Below are 21,309 nucleotides of genomic sequence, written 5' to 3'. Positions count from 1 at the left end.
ACGATCGAGACCAGCCACCGTCGTCACTCCGGAAGTGTAATGGCCGCTTCTGGCAATTCCCCTTATGTAATTGAGTTGCGGGGCTGGAGCGAGGGCGGCAAGCCTGTGCCCTTCCTGCCACTTACACCGGGCGGGTTCAGCAGCGATGTCTATACCCCGGCGCTCGCCGCGCTGCCGCGGCATCCCGAAGCGGTAATACCGGTGGAACGGATCGCCGGGCCGGTGCTGCTGCTGTGCGGCGAGGAAGACAGCCTGTGGCCGTCGTGCCCGATGGCGCGCGCGGTCGAGGCGCGGCGTGATGGCAGCGGCGCAGGCCTGGCAACCACGCTGCTCGCCTACAAGGATGCCGGGCACTTCGGGGTCGGCCCGCCGCTTCCCGAAGGCAAGCCGGTGCCCTTCATGCTGACGGTGTTCGGCGGCACCGGACAGGGCAATCTCGCCGCGCGCAAGGATGGCTGGCCGCGCACCATCGCCTTCCTTGCAACTGCTCTGAACGAGCCCCCTGCTGGCAAGGCCGCTCCATGACGATCAGTCTCCGGGCATTGCGGCTGGGCGCGAGTGCGCTTGAGGTGGTCCCGGCCAGCCGGCTCGCCGCCTCGCAGGGGATGACCCGCTGGGGTTCCCGGTGCCATTGCCGAGGTTTTGCAGATGGGAACCTGGACCGATGATGGCACGCTACGACAAGATCGGGATCAATTACGACCAGCTGCGATTGCCGGATCCCCGGATCGCCAGGCAGATCAACCATGCTCTGGGAACGGCCGCGAGCGTCTTGAACGTCGGAGCGGGAACCGGGTCATATGAGCCTGTCGATAGACAAGTCACAGCTGTCGAGCCGTCGATTGAAATGATCCGCAAGCGAAGGTCGTCGGCCTATCCCGTAATTCAGGCGAGCGCCGAGCACCTTCCCTTCGAAGATCAGTCCTTCGATGCCGCGATGGCAATTCTGACCATCCACCATTGGCCCGACAAAGCTGCAGGCCTGCGCGAAATCCGGAGGGTGACGCGTGGGCCCATCGTGCTGCTGACTTTCGACCCGGCGCACCAGCCATGGTTGACCGACTACCTGCCCGAACTCGTTTCGCTCGACGAAGGCCAAATGCCGCAAATGAAGCAATATGAAGAATGGCTCGGCTCGGTGTCGATTGCGCCGGTCCTGGTTCCGCATGATTGCACGGACGGTTTCCTCTACGCCTATTGGCGGCGGCCGGAGGCCTATCTGGACGCGCGGATCAGGTCGGGAAGCTCTTCTTTCTGGTCGATCCAAGGGCTGGAGCAGGGCCTTGCGCGTTTGTCGCATGATCTGGAAACCGGGCAGTGGGACAGCAAGCACGGCCATCTTCGCGATCAGCAGGAATATGATGCAGGATACCGGCTGGTGATCGGCAACCCGCAGCAGGACGGCTAGCCACCCGGCGCCGGCCATCAGCGGGGAGCCACCGCGATCGTGGCAGCCCTCGCGTGCCTTCGGGGAAGAAGGCGGAAGGGGAAGTATGCGGCGAAAGGCAATCATGGTGGATGTCGACGGCGTCCTCATTACGCACCCGAATGGAGGTGCATGGTCTGCCAATCTCGAAAACGACCTCGGCATCCCGCCTTCCGTGCTGCATGACCGATTTTTCCGTCGCCATTGGACTGATGTCGTGCACGGACGTGCTGCACTGCGGGATCGACTGGCACTCGCTCTCGCCGAAATTGCGCCCTCGGTCTCTCCGGCAGCGCTGATCGAATACTGGTTCGAGAGTGACGCGCATATCGACGAGCGTTTGCTGGCAGAGCTTCAGCACCTGCGAAAGGCAGGCTTCGCGCTTCATCTGGCGACAGTCCAGGAACATGAACGGGCCGCATACCTTTGGGATCGGCTGGCGCTGCGCGATAGCTTCGACGGGATGCACTACGCTGCCTCGCTCGGCTGTTCCAAGCCCGATCATGCCTTCTACCGGGCGGTTGAAGCCGCTGTGCAGATCCCTCCCGCAGCGATCTTTTTCATCGACGACAAGATCGAAAACGTGGAAGCGGCAAGAGAATGCGGTTGGACTGCCGCACTGTGGACTGGGAGCAGCACTGTCCGGGAACTGATGCAAGTGATGCAGTGGGAATACCGTTGAACAACCCGGAGCCAACCTCGGCGGCAGTGTTCACAAGCACTATATCCGCCATGCAGCGTCAACGGGTTTCTCAGCGCAAGCCACCATTCTGAAAACGACCACGTTGTTGCGTGAGGGGGCGCGGTTCGGTGAGATACTCTTATGAACGATAAGTGCTTTGAAGATCAAACCGTCGCGATGCTGAATTCTCTTTAGCTGCCACTCCGGAATCCGCCCATCACCGGTCATAGCTGAGGCCAGCCCGCGATCTCGAAATCTGTCCGGCTGCTTCGGCCTGTTTCTGCCAGCAGCCGACATTCGGACACCGACCCCGTAGCGAACATTGGCGTGAGGGTCTGCTCGCGCTATCGTCTCAGGCGATGCGCAAGTTTCTTCGAGAGTTTGGCACCTTCGGTGTTGCCCCGCTGATATTCGCTTTTTTCTGCCTGTTCGGTTTGGTCGGAGGCTGACCGGTGGCATGGATGTCCGGGGCGCTCGGTGTCTCGCGAAGCGGGTTTCATGCCTGGCTAACTCGATCCCCGTCCCCGAACGAGCGGTCCTGAATGTCAGCCGACGCGCGGAAGTTGAAGCGGCGATTCCGCTCTCCACCCGATGGCAGCCTAGCGCCGTCCTTCCCGCCCAGCTCGATCAGATCTGCAGCGTCAACTGTCCTTGCTCGACGTTAACGAGGCCGCCGCAGTCAAGGTTTTCACAGCGGCTTCGGCGCTGGCTTTCGCTTCCCGGATGCACTCCCGTTCCTGCCGGAAGTTGGACGGCAGGCTCGGCACCACTTGGCTTCTGCACAACGCGATTGCCGCGCGCTGAATGCGCATCGCCAAAATGCGTTGCCCTTTGTCCGAACCGAGATCGAGGGTGCCGACCTTGACCGTAATGCTCTGCGGAACGGAGGCAGCGGCTGCGTTGGCCGAGGCCACGAGGCTGGTGGCGGCAAGCAGGGCGTGTAGGCGCTTCATGATCACTTCCTTCGATACCTCGCCGCCCACTCATCTGAGCGGTGATGCATCGGGATTGGTCGCCGGGCGCGCCTGACGCTTGCTGCGTATCAAAACGGGCTGATTGTTTTCGGATCCGGGCGGGCTGGTCGTGTTTGTAACGGCTGGTTGATTCCGAAATCGGCTTGTCGCTCTTGCCGGGCTCTGGCAGCCGAGCGCCGATGACAGGCTTGGAACAGCTCGACCTGATGGCGCGTGGTGGGTCGATCGTCTTGCTTGCCCTGTGGGGCTGGATCCTGATTCGCGATCACCGTGATCAGCTTGCCGCTAAGCTTGCGATCGCCATGGCGCTGGCGATCATCTGCTACCTGCTTCAGACCTCAAAGAGTCTCTCGATTCCCGCGATCGGGAGCCTTGCCCTTTCAATATTCGGCGCTTCCACGGCGGGGATATTCTGGCTGTTTGCCAAGGCCTGGTTCAACGACGAAACGCATATCCGGGTCCGCGATCTGGCCTTGGTGGGATTGGCCGCGCTCAACAGCCTTGTGATGTTCGTTAGCCGTGCTGATGGCGGGATCATCAATCAGATCGCGGGCGCGCTGTTCCGGGGCGGTATGCTTTTGTTCGCATCAGCCGCCCTGTGGGAGGTATGGCGCGGGCGTGAGGGCGACTTGATCGAGAGCAGGCGCCGCCTGCGGCCCCGGTTGGTCGCAGCGGTCGCGTTCTATGTCGTGGTCATCGCGGTTGCCCAGATCGCGGTGTATAATCTGGGCATGCCCGGTTGGTTGCTCGGCGTCGTCAACGGCAGCATTGTTGCGATCTCGCTCGGCTTTTGCGCCGCGATGTTCGGGATGCGGCAGGCCGACCTGTTCGGACCAGTGGCCACCGTATGCCCTGGCTCGGCACGGCCAGCGGTTGATGGCCCGCTCGCTGACAAGCTGCGCAGCCACATGGAGGGGCACAAGGTGTGGCGGGATGAAGGGCTGACCATTGCAAAGCTCGCCGCCCAGCTGGGCGAGCAGGAATATCGCCTGCGCCGCACCATCAACGGCCAGCTCGGGCACCGCAATTTCTCCGCCTTCCTTAACGGTTACCGCATCGCCGAGGTGAAGTCTGCGCTGGCCGATCCCGCGCAGAGGGGGGTGCCCATCATCACCATCGCGCTTGATGCCGGTTTCGGCTCGCTCGGCCCCTTCAACCGCGCCTTCCGCGAGGCAGAGGGCATGACCCCGAGTGAATTTCGCGCCCGGGCGCTGGTTGTTTCCGAAATCGGCTAGCCGGTTTCGAGCAGATGAGCGCATGGCGGGGCGGTCTCCGGAAAAGGCACCGAGACTCTGCCTTGAGGACCACACCATGCCGACCGGAATTCCGCCGCTCGATATCCTGCTGGAACGGGGGCTTTACATCTTCACCTTCGATCTCAACCGCTACCTGATCGCCGCCTCGGTGACATTCGCGATCGTGTGGCAGCTGCGGCGAACGGGGCTGAAGGCGCGCAAAATCCAGAAGCGGGAGGCAAGCCTCGCCGACATGCGGCGCGAAGTTGCGCAGTCTCTGCAATCGGTGTTCGTCTACACCATCGGCATTTGCCTTCTGCTCTGGGGGCGCGAAGTCGGGGTGTTCTACGATGTCCTCGGCGTCAGTGTTGGGTTGGGTGTGGATGTGCTGATCCTGGCTGCGATCACCATCGCGCATGATGCCTATTTCTACTGGACACACCGGATGATGCACCACCCGCGCCTGTTCCGGTTCTTCCACCGCGCGCATCACAGGTCGATCACGCCGACGCCATGGGCCGCCTACAGCTTTGCGATGCCCGAGGCGGCAGTGGCGTTCGCGTTCGTGCCGCTGTGGCAATTCTTCGTGCCGACGCCCGGCTGGGTGATGTTCACCTGGCTGAACTTCCAGATCATCCGCAACGCGATGGGCCATGCCGGGTTCGAGTTCTTCCCCCGCTGGTGGCTGGATTCGCCGCTGACGCGCTGGATCAACACCACGGTCCACCACGACCTGCATCACAATGGCGGCTTTGCCACCAATTACGGCCTCTATTTCACCTGGTGGGACAAGTGGATGGGGACCGAGCATCCGCGTTACCACGAGAAGTTTCGCGAAGTGACGGGGCGCACACAGCAGATCAAGGCGGAAAGCTGCGACGAAGTGACCGCGTAAGCGTACCTTCCTCGCAATTGCTTCCAAATAAAAAGGGGCCGGCCCATTGATTGAAGATGCGCCAACTGCGCTCGGCCCATCAAAACGTCTCCCCGATCCCCTTGATCCATTCGGATTTCATTCGAACGGCCGGCTCCGGCAATTTGAGTTTCAAGGCCCGACGAACCTCACTTCGTCGCCTTCGCGCAGGATGCCAGGCCGGGCAATCGAGGCATACATTGTGAAGGCGTTTCCAAAACGCTGCGCAACGGTGCGTAAAACCTGCGCGTCGCGCTTGGCCGTGTCAGGGTCGATCGTGATCATGGCGCAGCGCGGCGCCCCATAAGCGATCAGGAGTTCAGCGCCGCCGGCCTCGCCGAAACCGATCCGCTGCCCTTGCCAAGCCTCGTCCAGGCAATCGCTCTCAACGATTATGTTCGTTCGGAACCGGCGTCGATCGAGCGACGCACCATGCACCGCGTCTAGTTTCTTCAAGCTCGCGGTGGTCACGATCGAAACAGGCATCGAATCATAAGCGCCGATACCGAGCTGCATCAAACTGAGCGGTTCTCCCGCCTCCGCTTCCAGCGCTGCAATTAGCCCCGGATCGCTGAGCGAAAGCTCCCTGCCGTCGGGAGCAACCACCGTTACTTTCGAGGTACGGGGACTTCCAGGATCGTCATAAGCAGCTCGGTAAAGCACCAAGTCCGACAATTCGCGGGCCGTTAACCACGGGAAGCGTGTTGTATTGCTACGACGCACGAACCCGTATTGCCGATCGCCCTCGAGCCCTTGCCAGTCCATCTCGGCGACAGGCATCCGCTCCCCCGCCATCGACTTTACCGGATATCGCACGATCTCCAGAACGCGCCCGAGAATTTCGTTCATTGAAATATAGCCTCGTTGTGATGGCTAAAAAGCCTCTCCGCGATTTCCCGGGTAGCGACGGATCAGCGCTGACCACCCCGGACCACGTTGCAGACCATTCGCCTGCTCCGGATCATGTGCAGGCGGCAGCGATCAGCTGCTGAGCGCTGTCAACCGTCAATGCAGGTGCCGCTAACACCACGGATGTCTCGATCTGCCGTTCGGGCACATCCCAATATGTCTTCGGGAGTTGCGCCATTACCGGTTCGGGGACGAGCCCGAAACCATGTCTCTGATAGAAACCTATGGCCCAGTAAGCAGCGGCCCAAGTTCCGATCAGGATGGGAGAAGTCCCAGTGCCACGCAGGTGGTGGATCAAAGCCGAGCCGATCCCGAGGCCTTGGTGATCCGATAGCACGTAGGCATGCCTGATCAGGCGGACGTTGCGAACATGCTGTATGCCCATCACGCCGACCAAGTGACCGTTGATGGTGTAGCCCGTGAACCGGACCCCGGCAGCGACCTCGGCTTCCAGCTCATCCGATGGCATACAAGGCTCATGCCAGCGATCGTCGGGGATCACGCCTTTGTATGCGACTGCGGCATCATTGATGATGGCATTGATTTGCTGGTTTTCGCGCTTGGAACACAGCTTGATGGCATAGGGGCGGGCATCTTTTGCATTCCGGTCCACTGACTTCCCCCCGACAGCTGCGGTGCACAGGACCTATCCGAGCGGCACGTTACGATCTTGAATGAAATTGCAGCCGCTCAGCGCATGGCCGCAGCATAGGCACCCGGGGTCATGCCGAAGCGCCGAACGAATGCGCGGTGGAAATGGCTCTGGTCAGCAAAGCCTGCCTCGCAGCCAGCGTCGGCGAGGCCAACGCCGCTGCGGATCAGCGATTTGCCCAGTTCGAGCCGCCGCTGGATGATGTAGGCATGCGGGGTCAGACCCGTGCCGAGGCCAGCGATGCCGAGCGCCAAGAGTTTGCCGAGGCTCTGCTGCTGCAAGCAGCAATGCTGGGATCGGGCCTTGATCAATGGGCGCGCGAACCTGAGATGCTTGAACGGCTTGCCAAGGCCGCACGTCAAGGGGCGCTGGCGAGCGGACTCGACCTGGCCAAGATGACGCTCACGCCCGATGGCTTTGTCTCCAGAAGATAAGGTTCCCGTCGCCTGTTCGTCAGTTGCTCTCCACAGGAAAACCGTACATCCGTTATCCATCCCGCCGCGATCAGGAGCGGCGTGGAATCCTTATAGATGTCTTCAAAACAACCTCCCTAGAAGGCACTGCACGATCAATCGTCGAAGACCTTTACGATCTTCGAAGGATCACTTCGATAGTGAGCTAGTCTCGTTTCGATATCGCCGACATGAACCTCCAGCTTGTGCCCATCCGGATCGAGGAAGTAGATTGAATCCCCTTCGCTGCTATTGTCCTTCCAGACTTTGCAGGCTTCTCGCAGTCTCGCACTGATCTCAGCGAATTCGCCGTCAGGGACGCTGAATGCGAAGTGCGTGTAGTCTGGATGCGGCGACGTTCTCACAAGATCGTCACGCGATAGGCATAGCCAGAGTGCGCCAGCCTCTAGGTAGGCGCCATCATCCCACAACGCCCGGACCGAACAACCGAGGACGTCTCGGTAAAACATCACGGACCGCTGTACGTCGGCCACCGCCAGCGTGATGTGGTTCAGCCCGCATACGCCCGCACTTTTGCGCTCGCTCATTTGGAAGCCCCGGGTAGAAGAAACGAAATTTCGCCTTGTTCGAAGTTATTCAGTCCCATCGCTTTTGGCCCCAATCGGCAAGAACAACTCCCCGCCGGCGTGTTGATGGTCGGGCTTCGATCACCGCCTACCTCACTCCTCCTGCGATCACTCACAACATCTTTATGTCGCGCAGCCACTCTTCAAGATGCTGCGGCCACCGGCGGGTGATCGGATCCGCAGTCGGCCGCATGCCGAAAGCATGCCCTCCCTTTGCATAAAGCCGCATGTCGACCGGCACGCCCGCGTCATTGAGTGCAAGGGCGTAGGCCATCGGCTCCCGCACATCGTCGACGGAGTCGTTCATCGCATGAATGATGAGCGTGGGCGGCGCGTCCGGGCTGATCTCGACCCAGGGCTGCAGTTCCAGACTGTTCCTGCCCTTGCTGTTGTCCAGCACGCGAGCGTTATAGGCAACAACGGCGAAATCCGGCCGCGGTGATTGCTGATCCGCAGCGTCGGTCAAGGGATAGGTCCGTACAACCGTGTTGCTCATGTTGATGACGAGGTATGCGCCTGCCGAAAACCCGATCGCTCCGATCCGGTGCGGATCGATGCCATAGGCCGAGGCCCGTTCGCGCAGCAGACTGATGGCGCGCTGCGCATCTTCCAGGCCCAGCAAGACCTTTGGTCGCTGCTGTTTCCCATCAGCACGCGGCCAGACTTGCGGCGTACGGTATTTGAGCATGGCGCAGGTCATGCCTTGCCGGGTGACCCAGTCGCACACTTCGGTGCCTTCGAGGTCGGTTGCCACAGCGTAGAATCCACCTCCGGGAATGACGAGCATGGCGGTGCCGGTGTTGCGACCCTTCGGACGATAGATCGTCATGGTCGGCCGGGTGACATAGGTCGCCCAATGCCATTTGCGCCCGCCCACCAGCGGCGAGCCGTTGCCGGTGTATTCAGGATGAGCGCCGCTGTCTGGCTGCGCCAAAGCGACGTTGGCAGGCCACAGCGGCAGCTGCGTTCCGCCATCGTCCGGTTTCCACACCCCTTCCTTCTCCACCTTCGGAATCTCGATCCGTTCAGGCGCGGTTTCCTGCTCCTTGGCTTGACCGCAGGCAGAGCCAGCAAGGCCCAGACACAAGAGTAAGGAGGTCACTAAAATGAGATGTCGCAGCACGTTTCAAGCCCTTGTTTTTAATCAGCAATGTTTTGCGATGCTGGCTTCCCAAACCTCATCATCATGTTCCCCTTTTGTGGCCGTCACGCGACCAGAAACGCGGCAACCGAGGGCGCGTCCAATGCGCAGTGCCCCCCGTAAAGCGGATGCCACTCGGTCTGGACGGCGCGGGCGCGGGCCCGCTCGGCCAGTGCCTGTGTTCCCTCGAAATTGCCGAAGGCGTCATACAGTCCGTTCGACAAATAGAGCGCCGGGGACTGGGGCCCCGCCTGCTCGATCAAGGTCAGCGGTGAGGTGGCGCGCCACTCGCGGTCATTGCTGTAGTGACGGCGGGCCAGCATCCAGATGCCGAAGGCGACCTTCGGATCAGCGCCAGTACGAACCAAGCCGGCCCTGATTTCACTGATCGGCGCAAAGGGAGAGACCTTGTAGACGCCGGGGCACAGCGCGGCGATGCGGGCAAAGCGATCAGGATAGGCCAGCCCCGCGATCAGCACATTGAGCCCGCCCATCGATTCCCCCAACAGGATACGCCGCCGCGGCGTGCCCAGCTTTTTCTCGATGGCAGGAAACCGCTCGATCATGTCCTCCAGCAAGCCGCTGTCGGGGGCAGCGCCCTTGGGGGACAGCAGCCAGCTTCCGCCATAGGACAGCGTCACCACCGTCGGCGGGCGAACGCCCTTTGCCTGCCACTGCGCCTGAAGCAGGCCCGTGTAATAGGTCGCGTCGTTCCAGATGCGCTCGTCGAGATTGCGGCCATGCAGGTGATAGACAATATCGCCATTGGTCCCTCCGCGCGCGCGGTAGACGCAGTACTTCATAGGCCCGTCGCTGGCGCATTCCTCCGACGCGGGGGTGAAGGCTACGGTCTGCGCGCCCTGCGGTGTCGTCAGCGTGCGCCAGGCCCAATAGCCGCAAGCCAACAGGACGGCGACCAAACCTAGGGTGATCGCACGGCGGGGATGGCGCAGGGTCAGGCGCATGACGTCCTCCTCGGGAACAGGCGGGCCAAGTTGTCGGGCTGCGAGCGTGCGGACTGCTTGACGGCGGAATGAAGCCCTTGGCGGGCCAGCGGCGTTGGCGGAAGCATGCAGGCGCTGAGCAGGTATCCGATGATCGCGCTGCCGCCGTATCCCACCAGCGGCGTCGGATAATTGCCGATCACAGCAGCCAGAATGATCGCGAGCCAGATTGCGCCGAATACCGCGCATTGCCGCGCGCAATCGCTGTCACGGGGGCCGAAGGCTGCAGCTGGCAACAACAGCAGCGCGCCTGCGCTCGCTACAGCAAAGCCGAGCAGCGGGTGCACCTGCCAGGTCTGCGTGAACACGCCCTCGGTAAAACGCACCGGGGGAAGGTTGTCGGCCCGCACCAGCGTGGCCACAAAGCCCGACGCGCTTGCCGCGAGCACAATGGCCACCTGCCGGTTGCGGTGCAGCAGCCAGAGCATGGCGATCCCTGCTACCATCGCGCCTGCCATCGCCCGGTCGGGTTGCATCGCCATGGCCACCGCAGCAACCACCAGCGCCGCCGCGCCCGCAGCCGTGGTCTTGCGCGCGAACATCGTCAACAGGGCGGGCAGCAGGATCAGGCTCGATTGCACCAGCAGCGGCCCGGCCGCGACCCAACGCACAACGCCATGTGAGGCAACTCCGAACAGGCTCGTCAGCACCAGCAATCCGGCCATGCTGAGCGCTGCGATGGCGCGTCCACGGTCAGAAGCGCCTTGCCAGACTGCCGCGCCCGCCAGCAGCGCCAGACCGACGCCAAGCGAGGCAAGGTTCACGAGGATCATGGATGACGACGCGTCGGCAACGTGGAGATGGATCACGCCGATCATCACGGCCGCCGTGGCAGCCAGAGCGGCAAGACGGCGCGGCCCGAGGCGGTCGCTGGCAAGGCCAAGAGCATCGCTCAGCCGGGTCTTGATGAAGGTGAGCGCCAGACCCGAGCCTGCCCCGGCGGCAAAGCGCAGTGCCTCACCGTCGTCGGCAATGGCCGCAGCTTCGGCCCGCACCGCCTCAGCCCAATTCTGCATATGAGCGGGTGCCAGCCCGACCAGTCGGCCAAGGATCCAGTTGGACAATTGGCGCAGGGCCCTGCGGCTCATATGCGCACCTCCCGCAGCGAGGAGCGGTCCGAGCCCGCCGGCACGATGGGGTTGGCTCGCGCCACCTCGATCCCCGCTGCCGTCAGCCTGTAAATGTGGCGGGGCGGACGACCGGTTTCGGCGGGCGGCTGCCATTCGGTTTCAAGCAGGCCTCTCTCTTCCAGGCGGATCAGCAAGGGGTAGAGCGTGCCCGACTTGATCCCGGTGATTTTGGCCAGATCATAGCCATAGGACCAGGATCCGGCTTTATCGAGCAGAGCGGCGAGTACCCGCCTGGCAGCTGGCGAAAAGGAGCGTGTGCGAGTCATGTGGCAATAACTCTACCTATGTAGAGTTGGCGTCAAGTTGTTTGTCGATCAGACTCTGGGAAGAAGGGCGGCACTCACTGGTCAGGCAACGTGCTGGTCGACGAGCGGGCTTGCCGAGGAAAACATCGAACCGCTTCTCAACGCATGGCAGAGGCCTGTCGAGGCGGGGCGCGATGCAGGGCACGACATGCTGCAATTCGTGCCCTGAGCTGCGCCTGCGTCCTTGACAGGTGCTAGCCAGCACCAGCGTCAGCAATCTTTGGGCGCAGCCGCGGGATTTTGCTCCTGACGCTTGTGGTCTTCGGCACGGACATATCGTTCCCGCTCCTTGTCCATGGCGTCGCGCCATCTGGTGCGTAGAACCTGAGCGCGCTCAGGAATGACCTGCTCCAGAACGTCCATTGCGAGCATCCGGTCGGTTCGGAAAAAACGGAAGTCGCCGCGCAGTTCGCACCAGGCGGCCAGAATTCTACCGGCGTCGCGGTAGCCCAGCATGACTGGCCAGATTGTCCGCTCGCTGCTGCTTTCCAAAGAATCGCGGTAGACGATGTGAACCTTGCGCCGGTCACGGATCGCGCGCCGCAAGGAAGCACTGCTGATCAGGTCGGCGGATGGTGGGACGGGTGCGACCGAGGTGGTCGGAACCGCGATCTGACCACGCAGCTCCTCCGGCACGACGGCCTCGAGCTTGGCAACGAGGTTGCGCGCGGCAAGCGCCATCTCCGGTTCGCCACGGGTCAGGACCCAGTTCGCGCCGAGAATGGCTGCATCGAGCTCGTCAGGGGTAAGCATCAGCGGCGGAAGATCGAACCCCCGCTCAAGGACATATCCGACACCTGCCTCGCCCCTGATCGGCACCCGCAACGCGAGCAGGGCAGCTATGTCGCGATAAACGGATCTTTTCGATACCTCGAGTTCACTGGCAATGGTCTCGGCCGTGACGGGCGTACGCGCACGTCGCAGGATCTGCAGGATCTCAAACAATCGCTCCGCACGCCGCACCGAGCACTCCTCTATCGGCTTACATGCATGTCGTACCATGCTGACAGCATGTTGGCAGCAGCGCCGTGGCACATGGTGTCATACGTCAAGAAGGAGGGATGAAATTATGAAACTGCGGCAAGCCCTAATTGCGACCTTGGTTGCTGGAGCGCTGATCACGCAAGCCACCCCAGCGATGGCGCAGTCGATCTCCGTGGAGCGGTTTGGCCTCTACGTCCTTGCTGACGATGTCGAACGGTCCGCGCGCTTCTATGAGGTGCTTCTGGAGACGTCGCCCGAAGTGCGAACCCCTGCATTGATCGGTTTCAATTTGGCCGGCGGTTTGTTCGGCATCGTCTCGCGCAAAGCCTATGCCGCCAATGAGCCGCGAGCCGGAAGCGTCCGGCCGTACATCAAGGTCGCCGATATCGAGCAGGCCTTCGCGCATGCATCATCGGTTGCGCCCGGCAGCATCGAGGCGCCCGGCATCGTGAGCGAGGGGCCTTTCAGGTTCTTCCGCATGACTGATCCTGACGGCAACGTCCTCGAGTTCTTCGAGTTCAAGCCCAGCGCTGGCTGAGCATGTCCGACGGGATCTCACACTGGCTTACTGGGCGATCGAGCGGCAAGCCGAGCTTCAGCTTTGGCCGTCCCCCACTCCGAAAACTGGGCCGGAGTGTGTCTCTGGCCCTCTTTTGCAGGCAGCGGGCCACGACTTCGGGAAGCACCCGAGCGCCCGGTCGTCAGCTTGGTGAATCTTCGTTCTGGGCTATTCGCGAGAGGTTCAACCCTTCTGAGGGGGCTGCTTTTTGACGCTGACAAGCGGCAGGCGTCGTGGAGTGAGACTTCGATTCTGAACGACTGAAAGCTTGTCGGTTTGAGGGTTTCGGCTTCAGAGGAAAAAATGACCTAAGCAGCCGGGCCGGTTTCGGGATCGCCCCGCGTTGCCGGCGATGGCTGTTCACGGGGGGGATGTACGGGGCAAATCCCATATTGAACCATCGGATTTGGCGCTATTATCTGGACATGATCATCGACCAATTGGACCTAGTCTTACGTATTGGGTCTCTGAGCATTCTGTTTCTGCTTGCATGGCTTTTGTTCGGCCAGAAACGCCGGGTTGGGTTGCCGGCTCTGCTGTTTGCGCCTTTGGCTGTGTGCCTGGCTGGCTTCCTCCTTGGCAATACGCCGCTCGTATCGTTCCAGCCTGCAGGGCTGGTGGGAGATCTTGCGAGCGCAGCAAGCGGGTTCACAGTCATTTTTCTGTGGTGGTTTGCCCTGTCTTGCTTTGACAGCCGGTTCCGGTTGCGGGGTGGCGTTTTGATGGTCGGGCTTGCTTGGGCGGGTATTGCGGCAGCCGGCCGGGGGCTGCTGGGAAACAGGCTCGCCGATGCCGGGTTGTCGCATGCGCTTGTGATGATGGGCTTCGGGATCGTCGCCCATCTTGTCCGGCGCCTTCTGGATGAGCGGCAGGGCGACCTGATCGAGCAGCGCCACAACGCGCGCGTTCTGGTGGTGGTGCTGCTGAGCGGGATGCTATTCATCGATCTTGCTGCGGATGTGCTATTCGGTTTTGATTGGCGGCCGCTTGCTTTCTCCATGGCCCAGAACGCGATGATCCTCGGGTTCGGCGTATGGCTGGCAGGTCGGGTTCTCACAGTTCGGGGCGATGCTTTATTCTTTGGCGTGGTTGAAGCCCGTGCAGTTGCTCCCGAGCCCATTCCTGACGGGACCTCTGACCGAACTGACCCGCTGCACGCCCGGCTGTGTACCCTGATCGAGGACAATAGGGTGCATCTCGATCCCGAGCTGACATTTCCGAAGTTTGTCGAGCTTATGGCGGCGCCGGAGCGCGCCGTCAGGACGCTGATAAACCAGCAGTTGGGCCACGATCATTTCCGCGCCTTCCTGAATACCCACCGGATCTTGGAGGCGCGCCGTTTGCTCCAGGAACGGGATCGCAACGAAAAGCTGATCACGATCGCGTTGGACAGCGGCTTTGCCTCTCTGGCCAGCTTCAACCGCGTCTTCCGAGCCATTGTAGGTTGCACGCCGAGCGAATATCGGGCTGCCGCCCTTCACAACGCCGGAACTGCTCTCAGTAGCCCCGAAGCCGGGTTCTGAGGAAAGAAATTCCGTCTTCTGAGGAGCGTGACCGGCGGTCATGCGCTAGCCACCGTGCTCACCGAAACGGAAGGGCGGCTGCGTGAACGGACTGATCGGACTAGCGGGGACCTTGGCTATTCTGCTTTTTCTGGGAGCAGTTTTGGGCCTCGCCGACCGGCGCAATTTCTCGGTGCGCTGGCTCGCCATTGCTGCCTTGCTGGTGGCGATCAACGATGTCCTTCTGACGCGCTGCTATGGCTTGCTGCCAGATCTGATTGGAGGGGCGTGGAACTGGCAAGGCAAGTTTATGGCTCTGGCAGTCACCATCGCTATTGCGGCCCGCCCGGCCTTTGGGTTCCGCCAGGTCGGATTAACCTTGTCGCACGAACCGGGCAGTCTGAAGGCTGCGGTCCCCGTTGCTGTTGCCTACTGCGCCTTCTTCATTGTCATCGCCATGGTCTTCCCTGCCGACCAACCCAGCGCAGAAGACGTCGCATTCCAGATGACAATGCCTGGCCTGGAGGAAGAGCTGTTCTATCGCGGCGTCCTGCTTTTCGCGCTCGATCAGGCTTTCCGCGGGCGCAAGTGGCTGTTTGGCGTCGAATGGGGTTGGGGGGCCGTACTGTCATCCGTGCTGTTCGGCATGACGCACGCGTTCGGTTATGCCGATGGTGGCTTCTCGTTCGATCCGGTCACCATGGCACTGACCGCCATTCCATCCTTCATCGCGGTGTGGCTGCGTCTACGGACTGGAAGCTTGGTGATCCCCATTGTGCTTCACAATTTCGGCAACTCTTTTTCATTTCTTGTATGAACCACCACGCGCCTTTCGATCTCGAAGTAGTAGGCGTTGCGCTAGCGCTTTCCATGATTCCGAGTGTCGAGGCGATCTTGCGCTACGAATCGAATGATCCAATGGCTAAGACAGCAGATCAGCTCGGGGAGCCATGCAAACGATAGACGGGGCGTTTGGCACTTGACGCAACGATGACGTCGATCGGCATCATCGGCGCGGGCGAGGTTGGCACCCACGTCGCTCGTGCCGAAGTGAACAGCGCCAACTCGCGGCGACACCTCACTGACGTTTCACCCCCTCAGGATTCGAACTATGTCGCAGCCTATCATCGTCGCGTTTACGATTATGAGATCGCTGCTTTGTGATCGATCGCAGTGAATGCGACCTAAGCGCATTTCACGGCGGCTAACGGCGGTGAATGGCGCGCCGGGAAAGATTCGAACTATTCGCTGGTCGTGAGGCTACCCAAATGAGCTTCGTCCGCTTTCGGGTGGCGTCGATCTACGGCTGAGCGTCCGACTTTGGGGCGCAAAGCGGCCACCCGATGTCAGCGTGATCCATCACATCTCTGACCCGATGTGGGGAAAAGTGTGGGGTAGACGAAGTCTGGGTTCAGAAAAACGTCATTATTATAGAATCTTAGAGCTCAATAAGGGGTGCCTCCGTCTCCGCCACATGGCTATCCGTTCCGCCTCGTCGCGGAACGTCGAGAGGGTCCGCCGGGCCGGATCTGGAAACCGCGTGCATGGGCGTCCGCGCCGACGGGATGTTGCCCCTCCGGCGCTAGTCGTTCCGATTATTGCGTGGTGGCGGCGCCAGTCGGACACTTCGCTCCCACCATAACGGGAGTTCGCGTGATGACCGGGCAGCTCGCAGGCGTAACCGCCAACCTATTTTCCGCGCCCCCATCGGATGACGCGCGTTTGTCGGCGCAAGCGGTCAATTCCTTGCCGCGCGATGCGTTGGGCATCGACGTCGGCACGCTCGGTGCCGAGATCGCGCTGCGGTTCGGCGGTGATCCCCAGCGCATCCGGGCGGAGGCGAACGCGCTTCAGGCGGTACTGACGCCCGTCGAGCAGGGTGAACTGGCCCGCGCGCTGGCAGGCGGGGACCAGGTTTCGACCACCCTCGTCGCCGCGCGCACCGATTCACCAAACCGGCATGCACCCGAAACGCGGCTCGGCAATCCGATCTGGGGCACGCGCGTCGCCGGCATGGAAGCGCAATTGCAGCGCGAGTCCCAGCTTCAGCGCGGCGTGAACGCCGATTACTCGCGGGACCTCGCAACCTCTGCGGGTGATGTCGACGAGCTTGTCAGCGGCTTTGGCCGGAGCGACTATCGCCAGGCCGTCCCGCGTGAGCGCGTGTCGACCGAAAGCGGCAACCCGCTGGCCGTCGACGCGATTTCCCAGCGCAATGCCGAACTCACCATCCGCGACCTGACCCGGCGCATCGGCGCGAACGACGCCGAACTGCAGCGCCTGACCGCCGAGAATATCGGCCTGTCCGCGCGGATCGGCATCAACATCGTCGGCAACAACCGCGAACTCGAGCAGCGGCGCGATGCCAATACCAACCGGATCGCCGAGCTGGTCGTCGACAACGTCTCGCTGTCGCTCGAGCGGAACAAGGCGGTGAACGACGCCCGGTTGCAGGCGAGCCGGCCCGAAAATGCGAACATGTATCGCGCGCTTGCGGGCGGGGCGGACGCCGGACGGCCGCCGGTCATTTTCATCAACGGGGTGAACACCGACGTCAATCGGTCGGCGATGCAGGCGATGGAGCTTTCGGCGCTGTTCCGCGCGCCGGTGGATCACGTGGTCAACGTGTCGTCGATGGACAAGATGATCTCGGTCGGCCGCAACGTGCTCGAGGACAATCCATCCAACCGCCTGCCCGACCTCAACGTCACCGATCAGCGGCTTCAGCAGCTGATGTCGGGCAATCGCCAGGCGGCCGCAACTGCCGCGAACGCGATCCTCGACCAGCTCCTGAACGGCGACGGAAAGGTGAAGTTGATCGGCTACAGCCAGGGTGCCGCGATCGGCAACGAGGCGCTGCGGATGGTCAACGACTATTTGCGCAACAGCCAGGGCATGAGCGAGAGCGCGCGCGCGCAGATGCTAAGCCGCGTCGAGTTTCTGGGGATCGGCCCCGCAGCGGGCGAGCGTCATATCGCGCGCAGCTTTGCCGGTTCGTCCCAGAATCCGGGCGTGCGCGACATTCCCGAACTGCGGGCGGTCAATTACCATACGCTGTCGGATCGCAACGATCCGATCCCGGCCCTGCTCAACGTCAGCAATCCGGACGGGTCGTCGCCGGCGACGACCAATATCGGGCGTGCGCTGCAGGCCGCGGTCCGGCTCGCTTCGCCGACCGGAATCCTGCCGCATCTGTCGTATTTCGAAAGCTATGCCACGACCGATCCGGGGAGCCAGTACAATGCGCAGGCGGCGGTGAAGCTGCACGAATGGTATGCGGGCAAAGCGTTGCCCGACAACATCCTGTTGTCGCCGAACGATCGCCAGGGGCGATAGCGCCGCAAGGCCGACACGTCCCCGCAGCGGGCGAGCTGCGGGGAGCTTACGCATCGCGCGCGTTCTCGCCCTGGGGACCCCGGCTATTGCGGTGACGACAGCGCAAGTGTCGCGTCGTTGCGGAGCACCATCGCCGGCACGATCGCGCCCCCTTTCGGATCGATCCGCAGCACCGCGTACAGGGCGTCGCCCGAATGCCAGGCCACCAGTTCGGCGTCGCGGAGCTGGACATCGCCCAGGTCGAGCCGCGTCCAGCCCGGCGGCAGGTCGCGCGCGACCAGCGGGGCGAGCGCGCCGGCATCGGGCGCGACGGTGTAAAGCCGGCCCTGCAACTTGCCCCATTCGGGCTCCAGCCGGTCGAGCGCCCCGGTCATCGCCCGCACCAGCCGCCGGTTCAGCGCGTCGCCGATGGGCGGCTCGGCGTGCGCGACGAATGCGGATGGACGCGCCGGAGGCGCCTTGGGCGTCGCGGCCGGCGAACAGGCCGCGATCGCCATCATCAGCATCAGTCCCGCGCGCACGCCCGTCACGCGCCTATGGCTTGGCGAGGCGCGCGACGGTCGCCAGCGTGTCCTCGAACGCGCTCACGACGGCGTCGCCCACGCCCAGCTCGCGCGTGCGCTTGTCCACCGGCAATGCCGCGTTTTCCAGCCGGATGCCGGCATCGGCGCTCTCGTTGCGGATGGCACCGCTGACCGCGAACTGCACCCATTCCTTGGCGACGCTGGCGGTGGTGCCGACCGCACTGGCGGCAGGCCCGCCGACCTTGGCCTTGTCGACCACGGTCAGTGCCGATTTCAGGACGGCGGTGGTCATCGCGCGCTCCGCCGCGACATCGGCATCGATGGATTTCACCGCTGCATGAACCGACCCCACGAAATAGCCGAGCGTCCCGGCATTGGGCAGGCGCTCCTGATCGGTATTGGCGACGATTTCACTGCGATAAAGCCGTTCGACCGCGTTCTCGTTTCCGGCGTTCCCGACCTGAAGGCGGCCCATCTGCTCGCCCAGTTCGGCGGCACGGCCCTGGTTCAGCATTTCCTTGGCATAGGCCGCGAAATCGCTGCCGTCGCGCGTTTCGGCATTATAGGTGAGTTCCCGCATCACGCCGGTCGTGTTGCTGTTGATCACCTGGGTCAAGCCGTCGACCATCGTGCGGGTCGCTTGAGTCTTGCCGACCGTTGTCAAGCCGCCGATGACATCGTTCACATCGCGCACGCTGCGCAAGGTGCCGACCCCGGCGTCAAAGATCTGCGCCTTCAGATCGGCGTTCGAGGTGCTGGCGGCTGCCTCCATGATCCCGCCATAGGCCTTGGCGTCCCAGCTCGCGACGTTGACAGCGACGCCAGCGGTCGCGTTGGTGGTGACTCGCGCGTCGATCGATGAGGCGAGCACGTCGGGCAGCTTGTCGCCAATGGCGCGAAAAGCCGCCTCCGCGTTGGCCCCGCGCATTGATCCGAGGACGAGCCCGACCGCGTTGGCTTCTGCGTCTTCACGCCGCAGCGTCGACGCGCCGACCCCGGAATCGACGATCGTGCCACGCGCTACATCAGACTTCTGGGCGGCGATGTAGGCGAGCTTTGCCTGGGGCGACCCATGCGTGGCGATCGCCTGGCCAAGTTCCGACACCGGCTCGAAGCCGCCTGTGCGCTTGTCGGTACCGGCAAAAGCGTCGCTGAGCGTGGCGAGGCTTTGTCCGTCAAGCTTGCGCGCCATGTCGGCAAAGAAGGCCTTGCGCTCGTTTGCGCTCAGTCCGCCGAGACCGAGCGGCGATCCGTCCATGATCTCGCCCGCGACGCGGCCGAGCTTCCCCGACTTGGCGAGATCGTCGATCAGGCGATCGGCATCGGCGGCCTTCAGGCCGGTGATCTCGGCGACGACGGCCTTGATCTCGCCATTGGTGACGGGGTTCAACACGCCGGTTTCCAGCCGCCGGTCGATGTTGGCGGTGGCATTCTGGACAGCAACGGACATTGGCTTACTCCGCGTTCGGTTCGTCTCTCCCACCACCATAGGGGTGCCGCCGAAGCGGGGCGCTCGACGATCCGATTATCCGGCCTAGTCGGATCGACTAGTGACCGGCGCGGGCAAATCCGCGCCGGGGGGCAGCGGCGGCAGAATCTCGATCGCACGTGGGGCCACGGCGGGCGTCGCCGATGCGGTATCCCCGTCCGTGGCAGGCGGAGCCGTATCGGCCGCGGCGGCATCGGCATGCGCCCCGGCTGCCGGTGGACGAGAGGGATCCAGGGTGCCCGGCATTGCTTCGACGCGGCGAACGACGATGCGCTGGTCTGTCGTGGTCAACGAGGTGGCGAAAGCATCGAAACCCGCATCACCAGCGCCCGATGCGTTGCCATCGGCGGGACCTGCGCCAGTCCCCGTCGCACGAGGACGGTCGGCGGCGGCATCCATCGCCGCCGCCAGCTCGCCCCGCTCGACGGGGGTCATGGCCGCTTCAATCGACGCAAGCGCGGCCTCGTCGACGCCATCCCAGATCATCGCCCGCGCCAACGCCGCGACATCGAAGCCGGCGCCATCGCGCCATTGATCGACCCATGCGTGCGCGTGGTCGGCGGTTGCCCATGAACGCGATGGTGTCGCGCCCGCCCCGGCGATGCCGTCAACGGTCATCGCGGTCAGGCGGCCTCGACCTCACGGCCGCTCAGGATGAGCGCGAAGCCGAGCAGCAGGAAATTGGCCAGGCTCTGCTGGAGTTCGTCGAAGCTGGGCAGGGTGCTGCCCGGTCCATAGGCCTCGCCGACGCGCGTGACGTCCAGGTCCGCCTGCGTTGCGACCTCGCCGGTCAGGCCCGACCGCCAGCCCGATCCCGTCGCATTCTCGTTGAGCACGAAGCCGTCGCGGGTCGCGGCATCGAGCGCGCGGCCGTTCTGCGACATCGACACCGACAGATCGCCCAGCTGGTTCTGGCTGATCCCCGTGACCACGATCGCGCGATCCTGACGTGTGATCGTCAGCTTCGACGCGACATAGGCATTGGGATTGTTGTTCCACTGTTCGGTATCGATCGTGATCTTGGTACCGTTGGCCAGCGTGAAGGTCGTCGTGCCCCAGAAGTCGAAGGCATGCTTCCCGTCGATGTCGACATGGGGGTCACCCCAGATGCGGGTGGTTTCACCGGTCGCCGTGTTGATGACGGTGATCTCCGAATTCCGCTCGTCGAGCTTCAGCCGATAGCCGTCGCCCAGGTCGATCGTCCCGGTGTGTGCGCTGTCGAGCGCGGCGGTCCATTCCCCGCCCGGCACGGGCGTGAAGGATTGCACCGGCGGCTGACCCGCTGCCGCCGCCATGCGCCCCATATGGCCGGCCTGCAGCACGAACAGGGCGTTCATCATCGCGGAGGCGAAGGGGGATGCGCCCAGCGGATTCCATGCCTGGGCGAGGATGCCCGGCGCGATCATGAAGCCTGCGTCAGCACGCGGCGCGGTCGGGGCGAGATTGAGATTGTTGATCATCGCCGACAGGTTGAAGACGGTGTTGGTCATGCCCTTGCCCCTTGT

Annotated in this window: 25 protein-coding genes; 11 read left to right on the top strand and 14 right to left on the bottom strand. The window is 62.9% G+C overall.

Features of this window, described 5'->3' with window-relative positions:
- The first annotated feature begins 39 nt into the window (after window positions 1–39).
- The 3 genes from AX676_RS01045 to AX676_RS01035 all read left to right on the top strand — a co-directional run bounded on the left by AX676_RS01045 (window position 40) and on the right by AX676_RS01035 (window position 2,108).
- Window positions 40–525 carry an acyl-CoA thioester hydrolase/BAAT C-terminal domain-containing protein gene (locus AX676_RS01045; RefSeq protein WP_197417029.1) on the top strand — a complete coding sequence of 162 codons (486 nt, stop codon included), beginning with the start codon at window positions 40–42 and terminating at the stop codon, window positions 523–525.
- A gap of 139 nt (window positions 526–664) precedes the next feature.
- A complete protein-coding gene (locus tag AX676_RS01040) occupies window positions 665–1,408 on the top strand; it encodes a class I SAM-dependent methyltransferase (protein WP_066476959.1) in 744 nt (247 codons plus the stop codon).
- Window positions 1,409–1,511: 103 nt separating this feature from the next.
- Window positions 1,512–2,108: an HAD-IA family hydrolase gene (locus AX676_RS01035; protein WP_231725981.1), complete on the top strand. Its 597-nt coding sequence runs from the start codon at window positions 1,512–1,514 to the stop codon at window positions 2,106–2,108.
- Between the two features lie 641 nt (window positions 2,109–2,749).
- Here AX676_RS01035 and AX676_RS01030 read toward each other — a convergent pair.
- Window positions 2,750–3,061, bottom strand: a complete 312-nt coding sequence (locus tag AX676_RS01030; protein ID WP_156437629.1) for a UrcA family protein — start codon at window positions 3,059–3,061, stop codon at window positions 2,750–2,752.
- 209 nt (window positions 3,062–3,270) lie between these two features.
- Here AX676_RS01030 and AX676_RS01025 point away from each other — a divergent pair, with 209 nt between their 5' ends.
- Both AX676_RS01025 and AX676_RS01020 read left to right on the top strand, forming a co-directional pair.
- Window positions 3,271–4,317, top strand: a complete 1,047-nt coding sequence (locus tag AX676_RS01025; RefSeq protein WP_066544048.1) for a helix-turn-helix domain-containing protein — start codon at window positions 3,271–3,273, stop codon at window positions 4,315–4,317.
- 76 nt (window positions 4,318–4,393) lie between these two features.
- Window positions 4,394–5,212 (top strand): sterol desaturase family protein, encoded by an 819-nt coding sequence (locus tag AX676_RS01020; protein ID WP_066476968.1) that lies wholly within the window; start codon window positions 4,394–4,396, stop codon window positions 5,210–5,212.
- Between the two features lie 150 nt (window positions 5,213–5,362).
- On the opposite strand, the gene AX676_RS01015 is transcribed toward AX676_RS01020, so the two are convergent.
- The 3 genes from AX676_RS01015 to AX676_RS18200 form a co-directional block, all read right to left on the bottom strand.
- Window positions 5,363–6,079: an MOSC domain-containing protein gene (locus AX676_RS01015; protein WP_066476976.1), complete on the bottom strand. Its 717-nt coding sequence runs from the start codon at window positions 6,077–6,079 to the stop codon at window positions 5,363–5,365.
- A 112-nt stretch (window positions 6,080–6,191) separates the two neighbouring features.
- Window positions 6,192–6,752, bottom strand: a complete 561-nt coding sequence (locus tag AX676_RS01010; protein ID WP_231725980.1) for a GNAT family N-acetyltransferase — start codon at window positions 6,750–6,752, stop codon at window positions 6,192–6,194.
- A gap of 77 nt (window positions 6,753–6,829) precedes the next feature.
- On the bottom strand, window positions 6,830–6,958 hold the full coding sequence (locus tag AX676_RS18200; protein WP_231725983.1) for a helix-turn-helix domain-containing protein: 129 nt from the start codon (window positions 6,956–6,958) through the stop codon (window positions 6,830–6,832).
- Between AX676_RS18200 and AX676_RS18195 the strand changes: the two genes are divergently transcribed.
- Window positions 6,896–7,225, top strand: a complete 330-nt coding sequence (locus tag AX676_RS18195; protein ID WP_231725984.1) for a hypothetical protein — start codon at window positions 6,896–6,898, stop codon at window positions 7,223–7,225. The two genes, AX676_RS18200 and AX676_RS18195, sit on opposite strands and share 63 nt — an antisense overlap.
- A 134-nt stretch (window positions 7,226–7,359) precedes the next feature.
- On the opposite strand, the gene AX676_RS01000 is transcribed toward AX676_RS18195, so the two are convergent.
- The 6 genes from AX676_RS01000 to AX676_RS00975 form a co-directional block, all read right to left on the bottom strand.
- On the bottom strand, window positions 7,360–7,791 hold the full coding sequence (locus AX676_RS01000) for a VOC family protein (protein WP_066476979.1): 432 nt from the start codon (window positions 7,789–7,791) through the stop codon (window positions 7,360–7,362).
- A gap of 151 nt (window positions 7,792–7,942) precedes the next feature.
- Window positions 7,943–8,953 carry an alpha/beta hydrolase gene (locus AX676_RS00995; RefSeq protein ID WP_066476980.1) on the bottom strand — a complete coding sequence of 337 codons (1,011 nt, stop codon included), beginning with the start codon at window positions 8,951–8,953 and terminating at the stop codon, window positions 7,943–7,945.
- Between the two features lie 83 nt (window positions 8,954–9,036).
- Complete coding sequence (locus AX676_RS00990; RefSeq protein ID WP_066476982.1) at window positions 9,037–9,936, bottom strand: alpha/beta hydrolase-fold protein; 900 nt, start codon at window positions 9,934–9,936, stop codon at window positions 9,037–9,039.
- Window positions 9,927–11,063 (bottom strand): hypothetical protein, encoded by a 1,137-nt coding sequence (locus tag AX676_RS00985; RefSeq protein WP_156437630.1) that lies wholly within the window; start codon window positions 11,061–11,063, stop codon window positions 9,927–9,929. Before AX676_RS00985 ends, AX676_RS00990 begins: the two co-directional genes overlap by 10 nt.
- Window positions 11,060–11,371 (bottom strand): PadR family transcriptional regulator, encoded by a 312-nt coding sequence (locus AX676_RS00980; protein ID WP_066476986.1) that lies wholly within the window; start codon window positions 11,369–11,371, stop codon window positions 11,060–11,062. Before AX676_RS00980 ends, AX676_RS00985 begins: the two co-directional genes overlap by 4 nt.
- A 249-nt stretch (window positions 11,372–11,620) precedes the next feature.
- Window positions 11,621–12,355: a helix-turn-helix transcriptional regulator gene (locus tag AX676_RS00975; protein WP_197417028.1), complete on the bottom strand. Its 735-nt coding sequence runs from the start codon at window positions 12,353–12,355 to the stop codon at window positions 11,621–11,623.
- A 124-nt stretch (window positions 12,356–12,479) separates the two neighbouring features.
- Here AX676_RS00975 and AX676_RS00970 point away from each other — a divergent pair, with 124 nt between their 5' ends.
- The 5 genes from AX676_RS00970 to AX676_RS00955 all read left to right on the top strand — a co-directional run bounded on the left by AX676_RS00970 (window position 12,480) and on the right by AX676_RS00955 (window position 17,791).
- Window positions 12,480–12,932 carry a VOC family protein gene (locus AX676_RS00970; RefSeq protein WP_156437631.1) on the top strand — a complete coding sequence of 151 codons (453 nt, stop codon included), beginning with the start codon at window positions 12,480–12,482 and terminating at the stop codon, window positions 12,930–12,932.
- A gap of 446 nt (window positions 12,933–13,378) precedes the next feature.
- Complete coding sequence (locus AX676_RS00965) at window positions 13,379–14,476, top strand: AraC family transcriptional regulator (RefSeq protein WP_082731289.1); 1,098 nt, start codon at window positions 13,379–13,381, stop codon at window positions 14,474–14,476.
- A gap of 82 nt (window positions 14,477–14,558) precedes the next feature.
- Window positions 14,559–15,272: a CPBP family intramembrane glutamic endopeptidase, BDIM_20840 family gene (locus AX676_RS00960; RefSeq protein ID WP_066476996.1), complete on the top strand. Its 714-nt coding sequence runs from the start codon at window positions 14,559–14,561 to the stop codon at window positions 15,270–15,272.
- Window positions 15,273–15,445: 173 nt separating this feature from the next.
- A complete protein-coding gene (locus AX676_RS17590; protein WP_156437632.1) occupies window positions 15,446–15,619 on the top strand; it encodes a hypothetical protein in 174 nt (57 codons plus the stop codon).
- A 492-nt stretch (window positions 15,620–16,111) separates the two neighbouring features.
- The gene (locus tag AX676_RS00955) at window positions 16,112–17,791 is read left to right on the top strand and encodes a hypothetical protein (protein ID WP_066476999.1); all 1,680 of its coding nucleotides are present in this window, start codon (window positions 16,112–16,114) and stop codon (window positions 17,789–17,791) included.
- Between the two features lie 83 nt (window positions 17,792–17,874).
- On the opposite strand, the gene AX676_RS00950 is transcribed toward AX676_RS00955, so the two are convergent.
- The 4 genes from AX676_RS00950 to AX676_RS00935 form a co-directional block, all read right to left on the bottom strand.
- Window positions 17,875–18,321 (bottom strand): hypothetical protein, encoded by a 447-nt coding sequence (locus AX676_RS00950; RefSeq protein WP_066477001.1) that lies wholly within the window; start codon window positions 18,319–18,321, stop codon window positions 17,875–17,877.
- A 4-nt stretch (window positions 18,322–18,325) separates the two neighbouring features.
- Complete coding sequence (locus AX676_RS00945; protein WP_066477003.1) at window positions 18,326–19,765, bottom strand: hypothetical protein; 1,440 nt, start codon at window positions 19,763–19,765, stop codon at window positions 18,326–18,328.
- A gap of 84 nt (window positions 19,766–19,849) precedes the next feature.
- Window positions 19,850–20,290, bottom strand: a complete 441-nt coding sequence (locus AX676_RS00940) for a hypothetical protein (protein ID WP_156437633.1) — start codon at window positions 20,288–20,290, stop codon at window positions 19,850–19,852.
- Between the two features lie 137 nt (window positions 20,291–20,427).
- Complete coding sequence (locus AX676_RS00935; RefSeq protein ID WP_066477007.1) at window positions 20,428–21,294, bottom strand: DUF1521 domain-containing protein; 867 nt, start codon at window positions 21,292–21,294, stop codon at window positions 20,428–20,430.
- Window positions 21,295–21,309: the final 15 nt, after the last annotated feature.

It is taken from the genome of Sphingomonas sp. CCH21-G11, from assembly GCF_001555965.1.
Classification (GTDB): domain Bacteria; phylum Pseudomonadota; class Alphaproteobacteria; order Sphingomonadales; family Sphingomonadaceae; genus Sphingomonas.
This window is presented reverse-complemented; position numbering and strand designations above follow the sequence as displayed.